We start from the raw sequence: 16,908 nt of genomic DNA, 5'->3' as shown, positions 1-16,908 counted from the left end.
ACATGAAAAGAATTATAGTAAAAAGTACAACAGCAGTCTTGGCATTGAGCCTTATTTTAAGCTGTAATGCCATACAAAATGCCAATAACACCCAAAAAGGTGCCGCTATAGGTGCCGGTGGTGGAGCCGTGATCGGTGGAATCATAGGGAACAACGTTGGAAAAGGAAACACAGCCCTTGGTGCCATCATTGGTGCCGTTGTGGGTGGTGCTGCCGGTGGTTATATCGGTAATCGTATGGACCGACAGGCAGAACGTATCGAAGAAGAAATTCCTGGCGCAGAGGTAAAACGTGTGGGAGAAGGTATCAATGTTACCTTTAGTGGCGAAAACGGGGTATATTTTGATACCAACAAGTCTGATATCAAAGGAGCTTCCGCAACCACTTTGGATAAATTGGCCGGTATTTTTAAGGAATACCCAAAATCCAATATCTTGGTAGAGGGACATACCGATAGTGCAGGAAGCGATGCCTACAACATGACCCTATCCCAACAACGGGCGCAGTCCGTGACCAACTACTTGACGTCCAAAGGGATTTCAAGCGGTAGGTTCACCACCAAGTGGTATGGCGAGACCCAGCCCATTGAAAGCAATGAAACTGCCGAAGGAAGGGCGCAGAACCGTCGTGTTGAGCTTGCCATTATAGCAAGTGATGAACTAAAAGAAGAAGCTTACGAGCAGACCAAAAACTAGTAGGCAATTTTGATAGACCAAAGCCCGATGGATTCCATCGGGCTTTTTTTTTGATGGCTGTAACGAGAATTAACACAAATTTGAAGTTTTTTTTAAAGCCAAAATGTAGGATAATCACTACCTTAAGGAAAGTTTTACAGACTCCTAAAATTCCAAACATCATGGGCGATATCCTTGAAAACAACACATATCAGATTCAGGAGCTATTGGTAAGAATGGAGCGAAACAACAAGCTTATTCAGCGTCTTTCCAAAAAGTTGGGTTCCTATACCTGTGAGCCCCACGACTATTCCTGTTTTGAGAAGTTGTATGAACTCAAGCGAAGCTTCAAGGAATATACAGGTGACCAAAAGCGCATTATGGATAGCCTCAAGGAGAAAATGGGACAAACCACGGAGGATTTGGGTGATGAAATTGAGCACCATTTTGCGCATTTCAAACAATTGGAAAAGGATATAGCTGCCTATTTGCTGGATACGGACAAGTACAGTTGATTTTCAGTGCTCTACCCTAAAATTCACTTTCTTCATAAACAAAATGGGGAAATGTTTCATACTCCTGCAAACATCCGTAATATTGTAAGGCGATAAACCAGTCTTGCAATGGGAAAATCCTCAAACTCTGCCCTAGTTATCCTAGCTTTTTTTGCCATTTACGTAATCTGGGGGTCCACATACCTTTTGAACAAGATTGCGGTCATGGAATTGCCCCCTTTTATGCTGGCCTCATGCCGGTTTACCACAGCGGGACTGTTGATATTTGCCTTGGCAAGATCCATGGGCATTTCGCTAAAGATTACCAAAAGACAATTGTGGAATACCATAATCGCAGGAATCCTTTTTCTGAGTTTTGGAAATGGGGTGGTGGTATGGGCTTTACGATATGTGGATAGTGGTTTTGCCGCCTTGGAAATATCCGCCCAGCCCCTGATCATCCTTTTGTTGATGCGTTTTTTACAGGGCAAAAAAATAAAGCCCATGTCGTTGGTTGGGGTAGGTCTGGGTGTTATCGGGATCTACTTATTGGTAAGCCAAAAGCAGATTATTGCCCAAGAAAGTTCCATTATAGGAATGATCATGATATTTTTCTGTATGCTCAGTTGGGCCTACAGTAGCCTTTTTGTCTCCAAGGCCGATTTGCCCAATAACTATTTTGTGAACACAGGATATCAAATGTTCACTGGGGGTATTATCCTGGCCTTGATGAGTTTGGGTTTTGGTGAAGAGTGGATATCTCCAATGGAATGGAGCGGCAAAGTACAATTGTCCATGGTGTTGCTCATTGTTTTTGGAAGCATCGTGGCATTTACCTCGTTCAATTATTTGTTGAAAGCGGTATCCCCAGAAAAAGTGGCTACTTCAACCTATGTGAACCCGATTGTGGCGTTGTTGTTGGGATGGTATTTTTTGGATGAGCAGATAACATTTCAATCCATCATGGCTGCCGCAATATTGCTCACAGGAGTATATTTCATCAATACCAAAAAGACCTTGGCCATTTTTGAACGCTTCAAGCGATAAGATTGAAAGCCATCAATTCAATAGATCAAAACGGTGGGTATATTTTATGGTAAGGGTCTGATTGTCCACGGCATCGATCAAATCATCATCCTTCACCACATTGAATACCACAAACAAACCGGTATTGGCATTCTGTAACCATCCAAAACGGGCATTCACCGAGGTGATATTGGATACATTGTTTCGTTGGATCAGGCTTTGGATAAAGATTCTGGGCGTGAAGGAATACGAAAGCCGCAATCCGCCCACCAAGGCCGTTAGGTCCCCCGTATTCAGTTGAATATCGCTATGGCTAAAGGTCAACGAACTGTTGAATCTATCCCCGACCCTGTATTTGGCCGTCCCGCTGTTGGTGATTTGGTGTCCATTGAAATAGCCCCCGATAATGGTTCGCGTGTCAAACGAAAGCGCGTTGTTGGGATTGGTGGTGATCACAAGCTGTAACTCTTCATTTTCATAATTGCCCACGGGTACGGTAACATCCGAAATGGTAAAATCCTCCAACACCCGTTCCGTGGTAAAGTTGATACCGGTATGGATTTCGAACCCACTCTTGAATACCCAGTGATTGTCCACGTGTAGGAAACTGGTGATCAATTGGTCGTCAAAGTTCCAGTAGCCACGATAGGAGACGTGTGGGCGTATCTCCAGCATTTGCCCCGCATTTTTGAAGCGATGGGCCTTAAAGACCAGAAATTCAGGTTTTCTAAAGGCAGTTCGTTGCAAAAAGCCCACTTCAGGGTTGAATCCTTCACCAACTTCGGTGTATCCTGCATTGATGTTCCAACCACTCCACTCATAATTGCCCAATATCTTGAAGGCATGGTCCCCATTTTCAATGCCCGGGGTGACACTCTTGGCCACAAAACCATTGATCGTGGCTTTGTTCCCAATGCCCCATTTGCCATCCATGGCATAGACCCGGTTATAGTCATCGTCCATTTCGCCCAGACCAGCTCTATTCACTAAAATGCCGCCCAGTGAAGATCGTGTGCCTCCAAAGTTGTGGTTGACACGGGCCACGGTAAAGTTGTTCTTTTCAATATCGGCCTCGACCACATCGTCCGTGAACATGCTTAAAAACCCTACATTGGTCTGTCCCACCTTTCCGGACAATCGTGCCCCGCCTATGATGGGGACCAAGCTGCCATCTTCACCGATACCGATACGCCTACTGAAGAACAGGTCCACTTCTCCGGGACTTCCCACCCCAAATTGACCTGCATTTTCCAAGAAAAACGCCCTCTTTTCAGGAAAAAAGAGATTGAACCGATCCAGGTTCACCTGTTGATCATCCACCTCTACTTGGGCAAAGTCTGTGTTATAGGTAAGGTCCAGCGTAAGGCTGGGTGTAACACTGTACTTGATGTCCGCCCCTGCATCAAAATGGGTGTCCGTTTCGTTGGGCGATACGGATTTGTCGTTCACATACTGTCCCAGCACATAGGGAATCAGTTTCAGGTTTCCGGGATTTCTCAGGTTCAGTCCGCTAAGGTTTCCGGCCAAGGACAAACGTTTCATATCAAAACCCAAGGGGAGGGAGGTCCAATACGCGGTTTCCGTATTCTTGCTGATGTTACGCTGAAAATTGAGTCCCCAGGTCTTGTCCTTGCCCGGGGCAAAACGCAGGGACCGGAAAGGAATGGCAAATTCGGCGCTCCATCCATAATCACCCAATTGGGATCGTACTTTCCAAGTGGCATCCCAATTCAGGTTGGTGCCCCCAATGACACCGCCCTGTTGCCGATTGGCATTGTTGTTCCCCTTACCCTCGTTGTCAATTTGCGCATCGTATTCCATTCCTTGCGCATTGGTGCCGAAAAGAAAGCCATTTTGTCTATCGTGGTAGGTATCAATGATAAAGAGAAAGCTGTCTTCATCGTTCAGGTCCGCATCACGGCGGGAGTCGGAAACCACAATGCCTTTAGCATTCTTGTCGTAACAGACCACGGCCACATAAAAAGTGGTAGCCGTATAGGCTATGCGCACTTCGGTTCGTTCCGAGACCGCTTCCCCGTAATTGGGTTTTATCTGCACCAGATCCGTGATGGCAGGAATGTGCTGCCATAGGGGGTCGTTGATGATTTCGCCGTCCACTTGAGGGTCGGTTTCAAGTTCTGTGGCAAAATAAGTGGGCTTGTTACTTTGGGTCAGGGTTTGTTGTGATGACGCAAAAAAAACGTTCAACAGCGCTAAGACCACAAAGGGTTTTCCGAAGGCAATTTTCATAAAGTGAGGTCTGGTTTGGTGTTAAATATACTCTTTAAATCGGAAATCTTTCAGGGATTGATTATTTTGTAAAGACCTTTAATCCATTGCAATGAAGACGGTTATAAAATATATGTTTGTGGTATTGATACTAGGGGCCGCAGGCTGTGCCTCAAACCCTGGGTCCAAGGTTTCGGCTGCAGAATTGGAAGCATTGAACAACGCTATTTCACAAAAATCCATTGATATTACTGCTCGTTGGGCCCGACCCATGCCCGATCAGGCCTTGACCAGTATTGCCAATGCAGGATTGATTTCCCCGGGCAGCTCCATTAACCGTATAGACATTACCGGAAGTGGCAGTTACTTGCGGGTAGTCCAGGATAGTGTTATGGCCGATCTCTCTTATTTTGGTCAACGACAGATAGGAGGAACGTACAATCCACGTAAAGGGGGAATCTACTTCAAGGGATTGGCCAAGGACTTCACTGTGGAGCCTACCAAAAAGGGTGATGGGTATACCATTCAATTTTCGGTAAATGAGGGAGTGGAGAACTATCAAGTGACCGCCCATGTGTTCCCATCCCAAATCAGCAATGTCAGTGTTGTAAGCTCCCATAGGGGACCTATCTGGTATGATGGCACATGGGAGCCTTATAACCCGGAATAATTCATACCGAATCGGGAATTACATCTTTTTGTCATAGCTTTATGCAAGAAATCCATAGCACTTAAAAATAGCGTGATGAAATATTCCCAAGTACCCTACAAATTGATTCTTGCATCGGCCATTTCTTTTATGGTCCTCTCCTGTAATGGAAAAAAGGAGGAAGCCCATGAGGAACAAGCCAATGACCAAACCGAACCAGAGGTTATCCACACACCTTCCGAATCCAGCCTGCCCTTGGAGTTATTGAACCTCCCTGAAGGGTTTAGGATTGGCACCTATGCCGAGAATGTGGAGGGTGCCCGTTCCATGGCCATGGGGGACAAGGGGACTCTTTTTGTGGGAACACGTAACGAGAACAAAGTATATGCCCTACAAGATGCGGATGGCGACATGAAGGCCGAGAAGATTTTTGAGATTGCTTCCGATCTGGAGCAGCCCAATGGAGTGGCGTTCAGGGATGGGTCTTTGTATGTGGCCGCGGTGAGCAAGCTCTTGCGGTATGACAATATTGAGGACAACTTGGCCAATCCGCCGGAGCCTGTGGTAATCTATGATGATTACCCCACCGAGTTCCATCATGGATGGAAATATATCGCCTTTGGGCCTGATGGAAAATTGTACGTACCCGTTGGTGCTCCCTGTAACATTTGCGAGCGAAGCAGTGAGGATGAGCGCTTTGCCACCATCACCCGTATGGACCCCGATGGGACCAACCGCGAGATTTACGCCAAAGGCGTTCGGAATACCGTTGGGTTTACCTGGCATCCAGAAACCGGGGAATTATGGTTCACCGATAACAACCGTGACATGATGGGGGACGACATTCCTCCGGGAGAACTTAATAGGGTGACCGAGGCAGGACAACATTTTGGCTATCCCTATTGCCATGCCGGAACCGTGAAAGATCCCGAATTTGGAGATCAACGCCCTTGCTCCGATTTTGTGGCACCTGCGCAGGCCATGGGCGCCCACGTGGCCCCATTGGGCGTAAAGTTTGATACCGGCTCCATGTTCCCCTCCGAATACAAGGGGCATGCCTTTGTGGCCGAACACGGTTCGTGGAACCGCTCTTCCAAGGTGGGGTATAGGATCACTTTGGTGAAATTGGAAAATAGTGAGGCCGTGAGCTACGAGCCCTTCATCGATGGTTGGTTGGATGATGAAAAACAGGAGGCTTTTGGCCGTCCGGTGGACCTTATGTTCATGAAGGACGGTTCCCTATTGATTTCCGATGATGTGGGCAATGCCATCTACCGGGTCACCTATCAGAAGTAATCTAGACAAATGATTTAGGGATTGGAAGGGGTAAAATCCTCCATTTTCCATGTACTTGGTGGATTTCCCTCACTGGAGATTTCCAAAAATACATAGGAGGCTTTGCCATACCTGCTTTTGGACACAATGCGCTCAATGGTATAGGTCCATTTGCCATGCTCAAAGATGAACTCGGCCTTGTCCTTTCCCTTGCTTTTTTTCATGTATCCGTTTTTCAGGACAAAACAGGGCAGTTCCGAAGCGCTTTTGGGTCTCCGCCAGCAACAGTATTGGATGTCGCCGTGCGGCTGTTGGGTTATGGCGATGGTGAATTGTAGGTTTCGGCACAGGATAAGTGTCCGTCTCGGGGTCGGGTCAGTAAAAGAAATGGCGATGGCGGTTATTTTAGGTTGATTTGGTTTAAGGGGAACGGAATCCGTCAGTGGGTATTGTCACTAAAGGATATTTTTCCTTTTCCAACTTGTTCCATGGATGAATCCAAAGATGTAGATGATGAGTCCAACACAAATAAGACAAAAAATTTGTAGGGTATTTATAGTTTCTAGAGTAGTCATTTTCCTAAATTTTTTGGAAAGCTAACAAAGTCATGGGGTATTGTGCACTCCCAATTGATGAATGGCCCGTTTTAATTGATGAATGACCCATTTGAATTGACGGAGGCATTATTATGCGTTTCAAAACCCCAAAAATTCTTCATCTTGGGGTAGCTTTTTGTCCCGCCAATTTGTTATTTTCATAACCTAGGTGTAAGAAAACCAACACCTTGCACAACGACTAATTCAAAATAGACCGACCTCAGCATGAAAAAACTCACTTTCCTTTGCCTGGCATGCCTATGCATGGCCCCCTTTTCCTTCGGACAGCGGAAAAGCACCACCCTCAACATCACCGAATCCCTGTATGGCTCCATGGCCTACCGCAACATCGGCCCTTTCCGGGGCGGTAGGGTAACCACCGTTGAGGGGATTCCCAACGACATCTTTACCTATTATATGGGTGCCACGGGCGGTGGCGTCTGGAAAACCACCGATGGCGGTAGTACTTGGAACAACATTTCCGATGGCTTTTTCAACACCACGGGTATTGGCGATATCACCGTGGCCCCATCGGACCATAACATTGTGTATGTGGGTACGGGCGAATCCTGCATCCGTGGGGTAAAGACCTCCCATGGCGATGGCATGTACAAATCCACCGACGCGGGCAAGACTTGGAAACACATCGGACTGGCCGAGACCCGCCATATCGGCGAGGTGTACGTTCATCCCAAGAATCCTGATTGGGTCTACGTGGCCGCACAGGGCAACCCTTGGGGCAAGGACGAACACCGCGGCCTCTACCTCTCCAAAAATGGTGGGGAGAGCTGGGAAAAGATTTTATATGTAAGCGATGATTCCGGCATTGTGGACATGACCGTGAGCGACGAGGACCCCAATTTTATGATGGTCACTTCGTGGCAGTTCCAGCGTAAGCCCTGGGCGCTCACCAGCGGCGGACCCAACAGCAAAGTCTTCAAGACCACCGATGGCGGCAAGACCTGGAAAGAGACCGGCAAGGGCCTGCCCAAACTCAAGGGCAAACTGGGCATCGACATATCGCCTGCCAACCCCAACATTGTATATATGGTGGTGGAGGCCAAGGAGCGTGAGGGCGGGGTCTACCGTTCCGATGACGCCGGGGAAACCTTTAAACAAACCAGCAACGATGCCACGACCTTCGCTCGGCCGTGGTACTACATCCACGTGATCGCCGATCCCAACGACGAGGACGAAATCTGGGTCATGAACAGCTTCGCCATGAAATCCATTGATGGCGGCAAAACCTTTAGCGGGGAACCTTTTACCCACGTGGATCATCACGATATGTGGATCAACCCCAACGACAGCAACATTATGATCAATGCCAACGATGGCGGTGCGGCCGTCACCTACAACGGCGGCAAATCGTGGTCCAGCATCTACAACCAGCCTACGGGGCAGTTTTACCGTGCGTTGACGGACAACGGCCATCCGTACCGGGTGTACTCCGGCCAGCAGGACAACAGCACCATCGCCATAGACAGCCGGGTCATGGACGACGGTATTGGCGAGATGCACTGGGACGTGATGCGTGCCGGGGAATCCTCCACCGTGGCCCTGGACCCCAACAATCCCCGTTTTGTGTACTCCACCTATTTTGCCAGTAATTTTGTGGAGTGGGACCGCGATATCGACAATACCCGCATGGTGCGGCCCTATCCAGAGCGCATCAGTGGGGAGCAGCCCAAGAACCTGAAATTGCGGGCCAACTGGAACGGTCCCGTGATCGTATCGCCCCATGACCCCAATGTGATCTACTACGGCTCGCAGTACGTAATGAAATCCACCGACCGAGGGGTCACTTGGGAGACCATCAGCGAGGACCTTACCCGGAACAACAAGGACCATCAAGGCGAGGGGGGAGGCCCCATCACCAACGAGCAGATCACGGCCGAGAGCTACAACAACCTCTTCAACATAGAGGAATCGCCCCTGCGCGAAGGGGTGGTGTGGGCAGGCTCCGACTGTGGGCTGGTGCATGTGACCCAAGATGGCGGAAAGACCTGGGCCAACGTCACCCCCAAAGGGTTGCCCGAAGCCATCATCAATGTGGTGGAACCTTCGCCCCACGATGCGGCCACGGCCTATATTGCGGTGGCGGGCTACAAACTCAACAATTTTACCCCCATGATCTACAAGACCAGTGACTACGGTGCCTCTTGGCAGAAGATCACAAACGGGCTGCCCGGCGACACCTTTGCGCGTAGCGTGCGCGAGGACCCGGACCGCAAGGGACTGCTCTATGCCGGTACCGAAACCGGGATGTACGTCTCCTTTACCGATGGCCAACAGTGGCTGCCCCTGCAGAACAATCTGCCCGAAGTGCCCATTACGGACCTCCGCGTGCAGCGCAAGGACCTGGTGGTGACCACCCAGGGCCGTGCCATTTGGATCTTGGACGACCTTACGCCCCTGCACCAGATCACCGATGCGGTGGCGGCAGCGGACCATTACCTGTACCAACCCCGCGATACCCATGCCGAGCTCTCCGTGGCCTACAGCATAGATGGCGGATATGGCCAGAACCCGCCCAAGGGCGTACAGCTGCATTACCTGAACAACAAGGCCGTTGGGGAGGGCACCCCCATGGCGTTGGAGATCTTGGACGGCAACGGCACCGTGATCCATGCCGAGTATACCGATCGCCCCCGTACCGGTTGCGATACCTTGGTAAAGCCCCAACTGAAAAAGGGCCTTGGTGCCCACCGCTATAGCTGGAACATGAAAGTGGGCCGTTTTGACTGCCTTACCGAACTCCATACCACCAACCGCGACCTGAGCGCCTACGATGCCGCCCCCGGCAACTACCAAGTGCGCCTTACCGTGGGGGACCAGGTGCAGACCCGCAATTTTACCATAACCGTGGACCCACGGATCAAGACCAGTGTGCAGAACGTGGAGGCCGCCTATGCCGAGCGCGATGGCCTCTCCCGATCCATTTACGAAGCCGCCACCCAAATGGCCAAGGGCGTGCGCGACCTGCGGAAGATCAAGCAGCAACTGCATTTTGTACTGGGCGAGACCCAGGACGCCCAATTGCAGGAAAAGGGCAAGGCTTTGGACCAAGCCGTGGATGTGTGGATCGCGAAGATCCTGCAAAAGGAAATGCGCACCTACCAGAGCAACTATATGTTCGAGGCGCGGCTCTTGATCAAGTTCAAGGATTTTTTGAACGAGATCGGACAGGGCAATTTGCCCGTGAGCCAGGGCATGCGCGATGTTACCCGCGACTATCTGGCGCAATGGACCGCCTTAAAGGGCGAGCTGCAAAGCCTAAAGACCCAAGAGGTGGCCCAGTACAATACGCTCTTACAGGGCACGGGGTTGCCGGAATTGTATTGGCCGTAATTTAAAGTGTATAAGAATAAGAAGAAGGGAAGGCCGAAGGATCTTCCTTTTTTTGTTTCTAAAAAGAAATAGAGGTTGATAAGTTTGTTGATAAATCCCACATAATCAATTCGTAACGAACTATAACTTATTCTAAATTGTATTCCCTCATACGCTAACCCCCTTAATAATAATAGATTGTATTCTTCACTACTTATGTTGGTGAAGTGTACTTAATAGTAGAGTTATGAAAGTTACAAATTGTCCAAATTGCTCAAAACCAATATCGGAAGCAACAATTTTTTGTGGTAAATGTAGAACTCAGGTAAGATGTTTGGATTGTAAAGAGTTTTTAGAGCTTGATGATTCATATTGTCAAGCTTGCGGTTCGGAAATTAAAATAAAGAACACAAGTTCAGCAATAAATAAGATAAGGTACGATGGCAAAATTTTTGAAGCTGAATTCACAGATACTGTTGGTAAAGACGTTACAGAGACTTTTGGAAAAATATTCATGGAAAACCAACGGTCAAAGAACGAAAAACTTGTTGTTGGTAGCTCTGGTATTAATTCGGATAATGATGTTGAAACCGTTGATATTGAAGCTGAGGTCCTTAACAACACGGAACAATCAAAAGAAACCTCTTCTAACACAAAAGGGAGCAATGTGAAAGATTTATTCCGTGAGAAAGATGGTAAGTTAGCTTTACTTGAAACTCGAATTAAAGCTTCTGATAAAACAGACTATGGGATGAGACTGACTTATTTGACGGTCTTATATCATAAAGCTATTGGCATTGACACGGTTGACAAATCAAAAATTCTTGATTTGTTAAAATATTGTGGAGTTTATTACAGTAGCTACAGAAAAGCTTTTGCTAAAGCAAAAGCTCATTTTATTGTCGACTCTGGAAAGGTAGAATTTAGGCCAGCTGGATTAGAAAAGGCAAGTAAAATTTTGGAAGAAGTTTTCAATGATAATGTGAAGGGTAAATGGGGTCTTGGAGATTTAGTTATTACTTCTAAAAATACTACGAGTTCAAAATCAACAACTGATAGCGGCAAAACGTCAAAGCCATCATCAAAAATTATACAAGCTGAAAAGTTTGATGCTCATAACAAAAAGAAAACCTTAAAAGAATTGTTTGATGAAAAAAAACCAGGCAAGAGTACTACTGACCGTATTGTGACAATAGGGTATTATCTAAATTATATTTTAAAACAAACAGGTTTTACTGATGGTAATATTGACTATGCATATAGAGTTTTGAAGCTTGATAAGAGACCTAGGCATCTTAGACAAGTTATTACTAACATCAAAAATGAAAATGCTTTGATTGAAGTGGGTGATGCAGATAAAAGTTGGAGACTTTCAAGAAATGGAGAAATATACGTGGAAGAAGAGTTGCCAAAAAAATAATTAAATATGACATTAGAAGAATTTGTTGATTCAATAGATGGTTTTGATAAGTTGACACAGCGAGAGCAGGTTAGGTTGATGAGCTTTTTTTATGTTATTGTATCCAAAGTGAGCACTTTCCGAACGGCAGACATTAAAAAGTGTTTTGAAGATAACGACTTATCAATTCCGGCAAATATATCACATGATCTTCTCCAATTGACTAAGACAAAACCTCCAGCCCTTGTAAAAAAAGGAAAATTGTTTGCTTTTCATCGTACGGAACGGAAAAATCTTGAAAATGAGTTTGTAGGTTCAAAACATAAGGTAAAAGTATCAAAAATATTAAGGAATCTTCTTTCGAAAATTAAAAGTAAAGAACAACAAGCTTTTTTAGAAGAAGCTATAAAGTGTTTCGAGGTTAAGGCCTATAGAGCCTCAATTTTGATGACATGGCTACTGACTATAGATGTTATCTATGAATATGTACTTGCTAAAAAATTAATCGAATTTAATTCGGCAGTCCAAGTTCATGGAAAATATAAAAAGATAACATTTGCCAAAAAAGATGATTTTAGTGAGATCAAAGAATCTGATTTTATTGAAATTTTGAGAACAGGTAAAATTATTTCGAATGATATTAGAAAAATATTAATAGAAAAACTTGATTTCCGCAACACTTGTGCTCATCCTAATAGTATAATAATAAAGGAAACCAAAGCTGTATCTGTAATTGATGATTTGATTGAAAATGTAATCTTTAAGTTTCAGTAAACCTCGATTTCATTTAATCCCCTCAATAACCTTCTTGCTCAGCCCCGTTAGTTCTTTAATGGTGGCATCGTCATAACCTTTTTCCTTCATCTTCTTGGCAATGGCCTTCGCCTTTTCCTTTTCGGCCCGCTTGCGTTCCGTTTCCAGTTTAAATTCCTCCAGTTCTTGGCGTTCGGGGCTGGTGATCTCAAACAGGCCGCTTTCGCTCAGTTTGTCCATAAGCCCCAGGTCCTTAAAGCTCACATAGCCCTCCTCGGTAATGATCAGGTGGTCCAGTACTTCAATCTGCAGTAGTTGGCCCGCTTTTAGCATATGGTCGGTAAAGATCAGGTCGGGGTCGGTCACCTCCAGCGCACCGCTGGGGTGGTTGTGCACCATCACCAGTTTGTTGGCCAGTTTGTAGATCGCCATTCTAAAGACATCGGGCGGTTCGGCGGTAATGTGGTTCACCGCACCCAAGCTGATCAGCTCCACGAACATGATCTTGTTGATGTTGTTGAGCCCCACCACCCAAAAATGTTCCTGGTTGCGGCGGATCTTGTTTTCGCGCAGCAATACCTGCTGCATAATGCTGTAAATGTCCCTGGCGTTGAGCACTTTGATCTTTTGTTCCTTGGTGAGCCGTACGTTCATAATCTCAAATTATACAAGTTATACAAGTCTGCAATGTGTTGGCCAATGCGCCTTTGGAAAATTGTCCATTCAGTGGCGTGCATCGTCCATTTTTTGAGGTTATGGATCGCGTCAACTTTGTACCATCAAATTAAGTATAATAATTTTTAAGTACAAACACCATGAAAAATGTATTCACAACACTAGTAGTCTTTACTACAACCATTACAGGGCTTTTTGCCCAATTGCCAGAACCCGGTTTCATTATAGACGAGCATACCGCCATAGTGATCACCGACCCACAGAACGATTTCCTTAGCCCCGATGGCGTGGCCTGGGGTGCCGTGGGACAGAGCGTACAGGAGAACAACACCATTGAGAACCTGGAAACGATCTTTAAGTTGGGCGAGGAGCACAACATTCCCGTATTTGTTTCTCCCCACTACTACTACAAACACGATCACGTGTGGAAGTTCGAGGGGGTCTTGGAAAAACTCATGCACAACATTACCATGTTCGATCGTGGGGACCAATTGAACGTGGAAGGTTTTGAAGGTTCCGGCGCCGATTGGTTGCCCCGCTACAAAAAGTACATCAACAAGGATAGGGTAGTGGTGACCAGCCCACACAAGGTTTTTGGTTCCGAATCCAACGACTTGGCCCTGCAACTGCGCAAACAGAAGATAGACAAGGTGATCTTGGCCGGGATGTCCGGTAACCTTTGTGCCGAATCGCACATGAGGGAACTTGTGGAGAACGGTTTTGAGGTTGCCGTGGTGGGCGATGCCACTGCTTCGGCCAAACTCCCCGGACTGGATGGCGACCAAGCTGCCCAGACCAACTACAAAATGATCAGCAGCAAGGTATACACCACCCAAGAATTGGTGGGCGAGCTGAAAATGCACAAAAAATAAATTCAGTGTTTAGTGTGATGGTGCGGTTGGAAAGGGGCCAGGCTTATGTCTGGCCCTTTGTTTTTGGGGAAAATGTCCAAGCACACGTGAAGTTTGAATGTGTCAGTTCGAGCTGTCATCCTGAGCGCAGTCGAAGGAGCTGTCGAGAACGTAAGGCATGTTGATGATCCATTAGGTTTCCACTGCGCTCAACCTGACAAATAATACGCTTTTTGGACAACACCCTCTTTGTTTTTTGTAATCAAGGCCCTTTCGGGAAAAATGTCCAAGAGGATGTGAAGTTTGTCCATTTTATCCCACGACCCCGCGCCGCAACTTTGTACCATCATTAATCCATAATAAAAAACAAGACTATGACACGTTTACAAGCATTGGAACCCAAGGAGACTACCGGACGGTCCAAAGAACTTTTTGACGGTATCCAGGCCAAATTGGGCATGGTGCCCAACATGATGCGAACCATGGGGAATTCTCCCGCCGTTTTGGAAGGCTACCTGAACTTTAGCGATGCCCTGGGCAAAGGAAGCCTAGGCGGAAAATTGGGAGAGCTTATCGCTTTGGCGGTGGCGGAATCCAACACCTGCAACTATTGTTTGTCCGCACACTCCTTTATCGGGGAAAAATTGGTGGGCATTGACACCACCACCTTGGAAATGGCCCGCGAAGGGAAGAACAAGGATCCCAAGATCGCCGCAGCACTCTTTTTTGCCCAAACCTTGGTGGAAAAACGCGGAAGGGTAAGCGCCGACGATGTGGCTGCCGTTAAAGCAGCCGGTCATTCGGATGGTGCCGTGGGCGAGATCGTGGCACATGTGGCCCTGAACGTCCTGACCAACTATTTCAACAACACCGCCAACACCGATATCGATTTCCCGGTAGTGGAGGCACAAACTGTTTAATCACGCAAATCAAATAAAAACAAGAATCATGAAAACAATTAAAAATGTAATTCTATTGGGATTGGCCCTTGTATGGGGAGCCCTTGCCCAAGCACAGATCGATCCCGTAAACGCAGATGGTTTGGCCATTGGCGGATACGATGTGGTGGCCTATTTCTCCGGAAAGCCACAAAAAGGGACCAAGGCCCATGCGGCCAAACACAACGGGGCAACCTATTATTTTGCCACCAAGGCCAATAAGGACGCCTTTACCAAATCGCCCAGCAGTTATTTGCCCGAGTTTGATGGGTACTGTGCCTGGGGGGTTGGCGAAAAACAAGCCAAATTCCCTATCAACCCAGAAACGTTCGACATCATTGATGGAAAACTGTACCTGTTTTTCAATGGGGATTTCAACGGGAAGCCTTTCAACACCTTCCCGGATTGGAGCAACCGCACCACCCAATTGGAAAAAGCGGCACACGCCAACTGGCCCAAGGTCAAGAACAGCAAATAATTTTTAGGGGCAGGTCGATGTTCTTCGGGCTGCCCTTTTTTCAACACACAAAAGCACACACAATGACCCAAGAGAAAAAATTTCCGTTGCCTCCCTTTACCGAGGAAACGGCCAAGGAAAAAGTACAGTTGGCAGAAGATGCCTGGAACAGCCAAGACCCCGAAAAAGTGTCCAAGGCATACACCGTGGACACCGAATGGCGTAACCGCTCCCAGTTTGTAAATGGGAGGGAAGAGGTGGTCGCCTTTTTGACCGAGAAATGGAAAAAGGAAAAAAATTACAAATTGAAGAAAGAATTGTGGGCCTTTACCGACCATAGGATTGCAGTTCGTTTTGAATACGAATACCAAAATGCCGAAGGATCGTGGTTTCGCGCGTACGGGAACGAGAACTGGGAGTTCAATGAACATGGATTGATGCAGAAGCGCTACGCGAGCATCAACGACCTGCAGATCACCGAAACCGAACGACGCTTATAGTCAATCAAGGTTTGTCAGGTCGAGCGCAGTCGAGACCTCTTTTAAGCAGTTGGGACTGAAGACTTCTCGACAGCTCCTTCGACTGCGCTCAGGATGACAGCTCGAAGTGACATATTCAATTTGTAAAACCAAAAAATGGACATCTACAACACCAACACGCTCATCAACGAACAGACCGGGAACCTTGCTTTTAAACTTTCCAGTTTTGAGGACGATTGCCAGTTCTGTTCCCTAAACCGATTCAATTATTATTCCTTGATCTGGATAAAAAAGGGGAGTGGCACCGCCCAGATAGATTTTGCGGAGTTCGATTTTACACCCGATACGATGTTTGCCCTAACGCCCTATCAACCCTTTACCCTCAAGGAAAAGGATAAATTGGAGGGTGTGGTGTTGAATTTCCATCCGGATTTTTTCTGCATCCACAAGCACAATGAACAGATTGCCTGCAACGGGGTGTTGTTCAACAATATATACAGTCCGCCCTATTTCTGCGTCACTGATGATACCCGAGGAGAGTTTGAAATGATCCTTTCCCAGATGAAATCTGAAGTACAGAAAGCAGATCTGGCCCAATACGAGCTATTGGTCTCCTACCTGAAAATATTCTTGATCACGGCTTCACGGTCCAAGGCCAAACAACAACCGGAATCCTTGCAGGACACCCCAGATGAAAAGGAACCCTTTATCCTTCAAAAACTGAAGGATCTTATCGAGACCCATTTCAAGAGCAAACACTCGGCAGGGGAGTACGCGGATATGCTGAACATCAGCCCTAAGGCGCTGGCCAAAATGACCAAGAACCACTTTAACAAGACCATGACCAACCTCATTTCGGAACGCATCATTATTGAGGCCAAACGGGAACTCTACCTCACCGATAAATCGGTCAAGGAAATTGCTTTTGACTTAGGATATGACGACGAACACTACTTCAGCCGATTCTTTAAGAACAATGCGGAGATTTCCCCCAAGGTCTACAGGGATACTGTGGGCTTTGCCCGGGCTATGGCCTTGTGATGGTCATCATTTTATAACATAAAAAAGGGAGGCCAAAGCCTC

16 protein-coding genes are annotated in these 16,908 nt (G+C 46.9%); 13 read left to right on the top strand and 3 right to left on the bottom strand.

From position 1 onward, the window contains the following. Positions 1-2 precede the first annotated feature (2 nt). The 3 genes from DN53_RS00315 to DN53_RS00305 all read left to right on the top strand — a co-directional run bounded on the left by DN53_RS00315 (position 3) and on the right by DN53_RS00305 (position 2,215). A complete protein-coding gene (locus tag DN53_RS00315; RefSeq protein ID WP_129652439.1) occupies positions 3-695 on the top strand; it encodes a YiaD family glycine zipper/OmpA-like lipoprotein in 693 nt (230 codons plus the stop codon). A gap of 161 nt (positions 696-856) precedes the next feature. After that, the gene (locus tag DN53_RS00310; protein ID WP_129652438.1) at positions 857-1,189 is read left to right on the top strand and encodes a hypothetical protein; all 333 of its coding nucleotides are present in this window, start codon (positions 857-859) and stop codon (positions 1,187-1,189) included. Positions 1,190-1,297: 108 nt separating this feature from the next. After that, entirely contained in the window at positions 1,298-2,215 is a 918-nt protein-coding gene (locus DN53_RS00305) for an EamA family transporter (protein ID WP_129652437.1), read from the top strand. A gap of 12 nt (positions 2,216-2,227) precedes the next feature. Here DN53_RS00305 and DN53_RS00300 read toward each other — a convergent pair whose 3' ends face one another. Then, positions 2,228-4,444 carry a carbohydrate binding family 9 domain-containing protein gene (locus DN53_RS00300; protein ID WP_207211057.1) on the bottom strand — a complete coding sequence of 739 codons (2,217 nt, stop codon included), beginning with the start codon at positions 4,442-4,444 and terminating at the stop codon, positions 2,228-2,230. Between the two features lie 91 nt (positions 4,445-4,535). Here DN53_RS00300 and DN53_RS00295 point away from each other — a divergent pair, with 91 nt between their 5' ends. Beyond that, entirely contained in the window at positions 4,536-5,093 is a 558-nt protein-coding gene (locus DN53_RS00295) for a DUF4251 domain-containing protein (protein ID WP_129652436.1), read from the top strand. Between the two features lie 75 nt (positions 5,094-5,168). Next, positions 5,169-6,368 carry a PQQ-dependent sugar dehydrogenase gene (locus DN53_RS00290; RefSeq protein WP_129652435.1) on the top strand — a complete coding sequence of 400 codons (1,200 nt, stop codon included), beginning with the start codon at positions 5,169-5,171 and terminating at the stop codon, positions 6,366-6,368. A gap of 14 nt (positions 6,369-6,382) precedes the next feature. Here the strand turns inward: DN53_RS00290 and DN53_RS00285 are convergent, their stop codons facing one another. After that, positions 6,383-6,571, bottom strand: a complete 189-nt coding sequence (locus tag DN53_RS00285; protein WP_129652434.1) for a hypothetical protein — start codon at positions 6,569-6,571, stop codon at positions 6,383-6,385. 597 nt (positions 6,572-7,168) lie between these two features. Between DN53_RS00285 and DN53_RS00280 the strand changes: the two genes are divergently transcribed. The 3 genes from DN53_RS00280 (at position 7,169) to DN53_RS00270 (ending at position 12,446) form a co-directional block, all read left to right on the top strand. Beyond that, entirely contained in the window at positions 7,169-10,294 is a 3,126-nt protein-coding gene (locus DN53_RS00280) for a WD40/YVTN/BNR-like repeat-containing protein (RefSeq protein WP_129652433.1), read from the top strand. 226 nt (positions 10,295-10,520) lie between these two features. Then, complete coding sequence (locus tag DN53_RS00275) at positions 10,521-11,693, top strand: zinc ribbon domain-containing protein (protein WP_129652432.1); 1,173 nt, start codon at positions 10,521-10,523, stop codon at positions 11,691-11,693. Between the two features lie 6 nt (positions 11,694-11,699). Continuing rightward, complete coding sequence (locus DN53_RS00270; RefSeq protein ID WP_129652431.1) at positions 11,700-12,446, top strand: hypothetical protein; 747 nt, start codon at positions 11,700-11,702, stop codon at positions 12,444-12,446. Between the two features lie 9 nt (positions 12,447-12,455). Here the strand turns inward: DN53_RS00270 and DN53_RS00265 are convergent, their stop codons facing one another. After that, entirely contained in the window at positions 12,456-13,079 is a 624-nt protein-coding gene (locus DN53_RS00265; RefSeq protein ID WP_129652430.1) for a JAB domain-containing protein, read from the bottom strand. Positions 13,080-13,240: 161 nt separating this feature from the next. Between DN53_RS00265 and DN53_RS00260 the strand changes: the two genes are divergently transcribed. The 5 genes from DN53_RS00260 (at position 13,241) to DN53_RS00240 (ending at position 16,866) form a co-directional block, all read left to right on the top strand. Continuing rightward, positions 13,241-13,972 carry a cysteine hydrolase family protein gene (locus DN53_RS00260; protein ID WP_129652429.1) on the top strand — a complete coding sequence of 244 codons (732 nt, stop codon included), beginning with the start codon at positions 13,241-13,243 and terminating at the stop codon, positions 13,970-13,972. A gap of 353 nt (positions 13,973-14,325) precedes the next feature. Next, the gene (locus tag DN53_RS00255; protein ID WP_129652428.1) at positions 14,326-14,871 is read left to right on the top strand and encodes a carboxymuconolactone decarboxylase family protein; all 546 of its coding nucleotides are present in this window, start codon (positions 14,326-14,328) and stop codon (positions 14,869-14,871) included. 28 nt (positions 14,872-14,899) lie between these two features. Then, positions 14,900-15,367 (top strand): YHS domain-containing (seleno)protein, encoded by a 468-nt coding sequence (locus DN53_RS00250; protein WP_129652426.1) that lies wholly within the window; start codon positions 14,900-14,902, stop codon positions 15,365-15,367. Between the two features lie 62 nt (positions 15,368-15,429). After that, positions 15,430-15,846 carry a nuclear transport factor 2 family protein gene (locus DN53_RS00245; protein WP_129652424.1) on the top strand — a complete coding sequence of 139 codons (417 nt, stop codon included), beginning with the start codon at positions 15,430-15,432 and terminating at the stop codon, positions 15,844-15,846. 135 nt (positions 15,847-15,981) lie between these two features. Then, the gene (locus DN53_RS00240) at positions 15,982-16,866 is read left to right on the top strand and encodes a helix-turn-helix domain-containing protein (protein ID WP_129652422.1); all 885 of its coding nucleotides are present in this window, start codon (positions 15,982-15,984) and stop codon (positions 16,864-16,866) included. The last annotated feature ends 42 nt before the right edge of the window (positions 16,867-16,908 follow it).

This window comes from Flagellimonas olearia (assembly GCF_004150225.1).
In the GTDB taxonomy this organism is placed as follows: Bacteria; Bacteroidota; Bacteroidia; order Flavobacteriales; family Flavobacteriaceae; genus Flagellimonas; species Flagellimonas olearia.
Note: the sequence above shows the minus strand (reverse complement) of the source record. Positions and strands in the feature narration are given on the sequence as shown.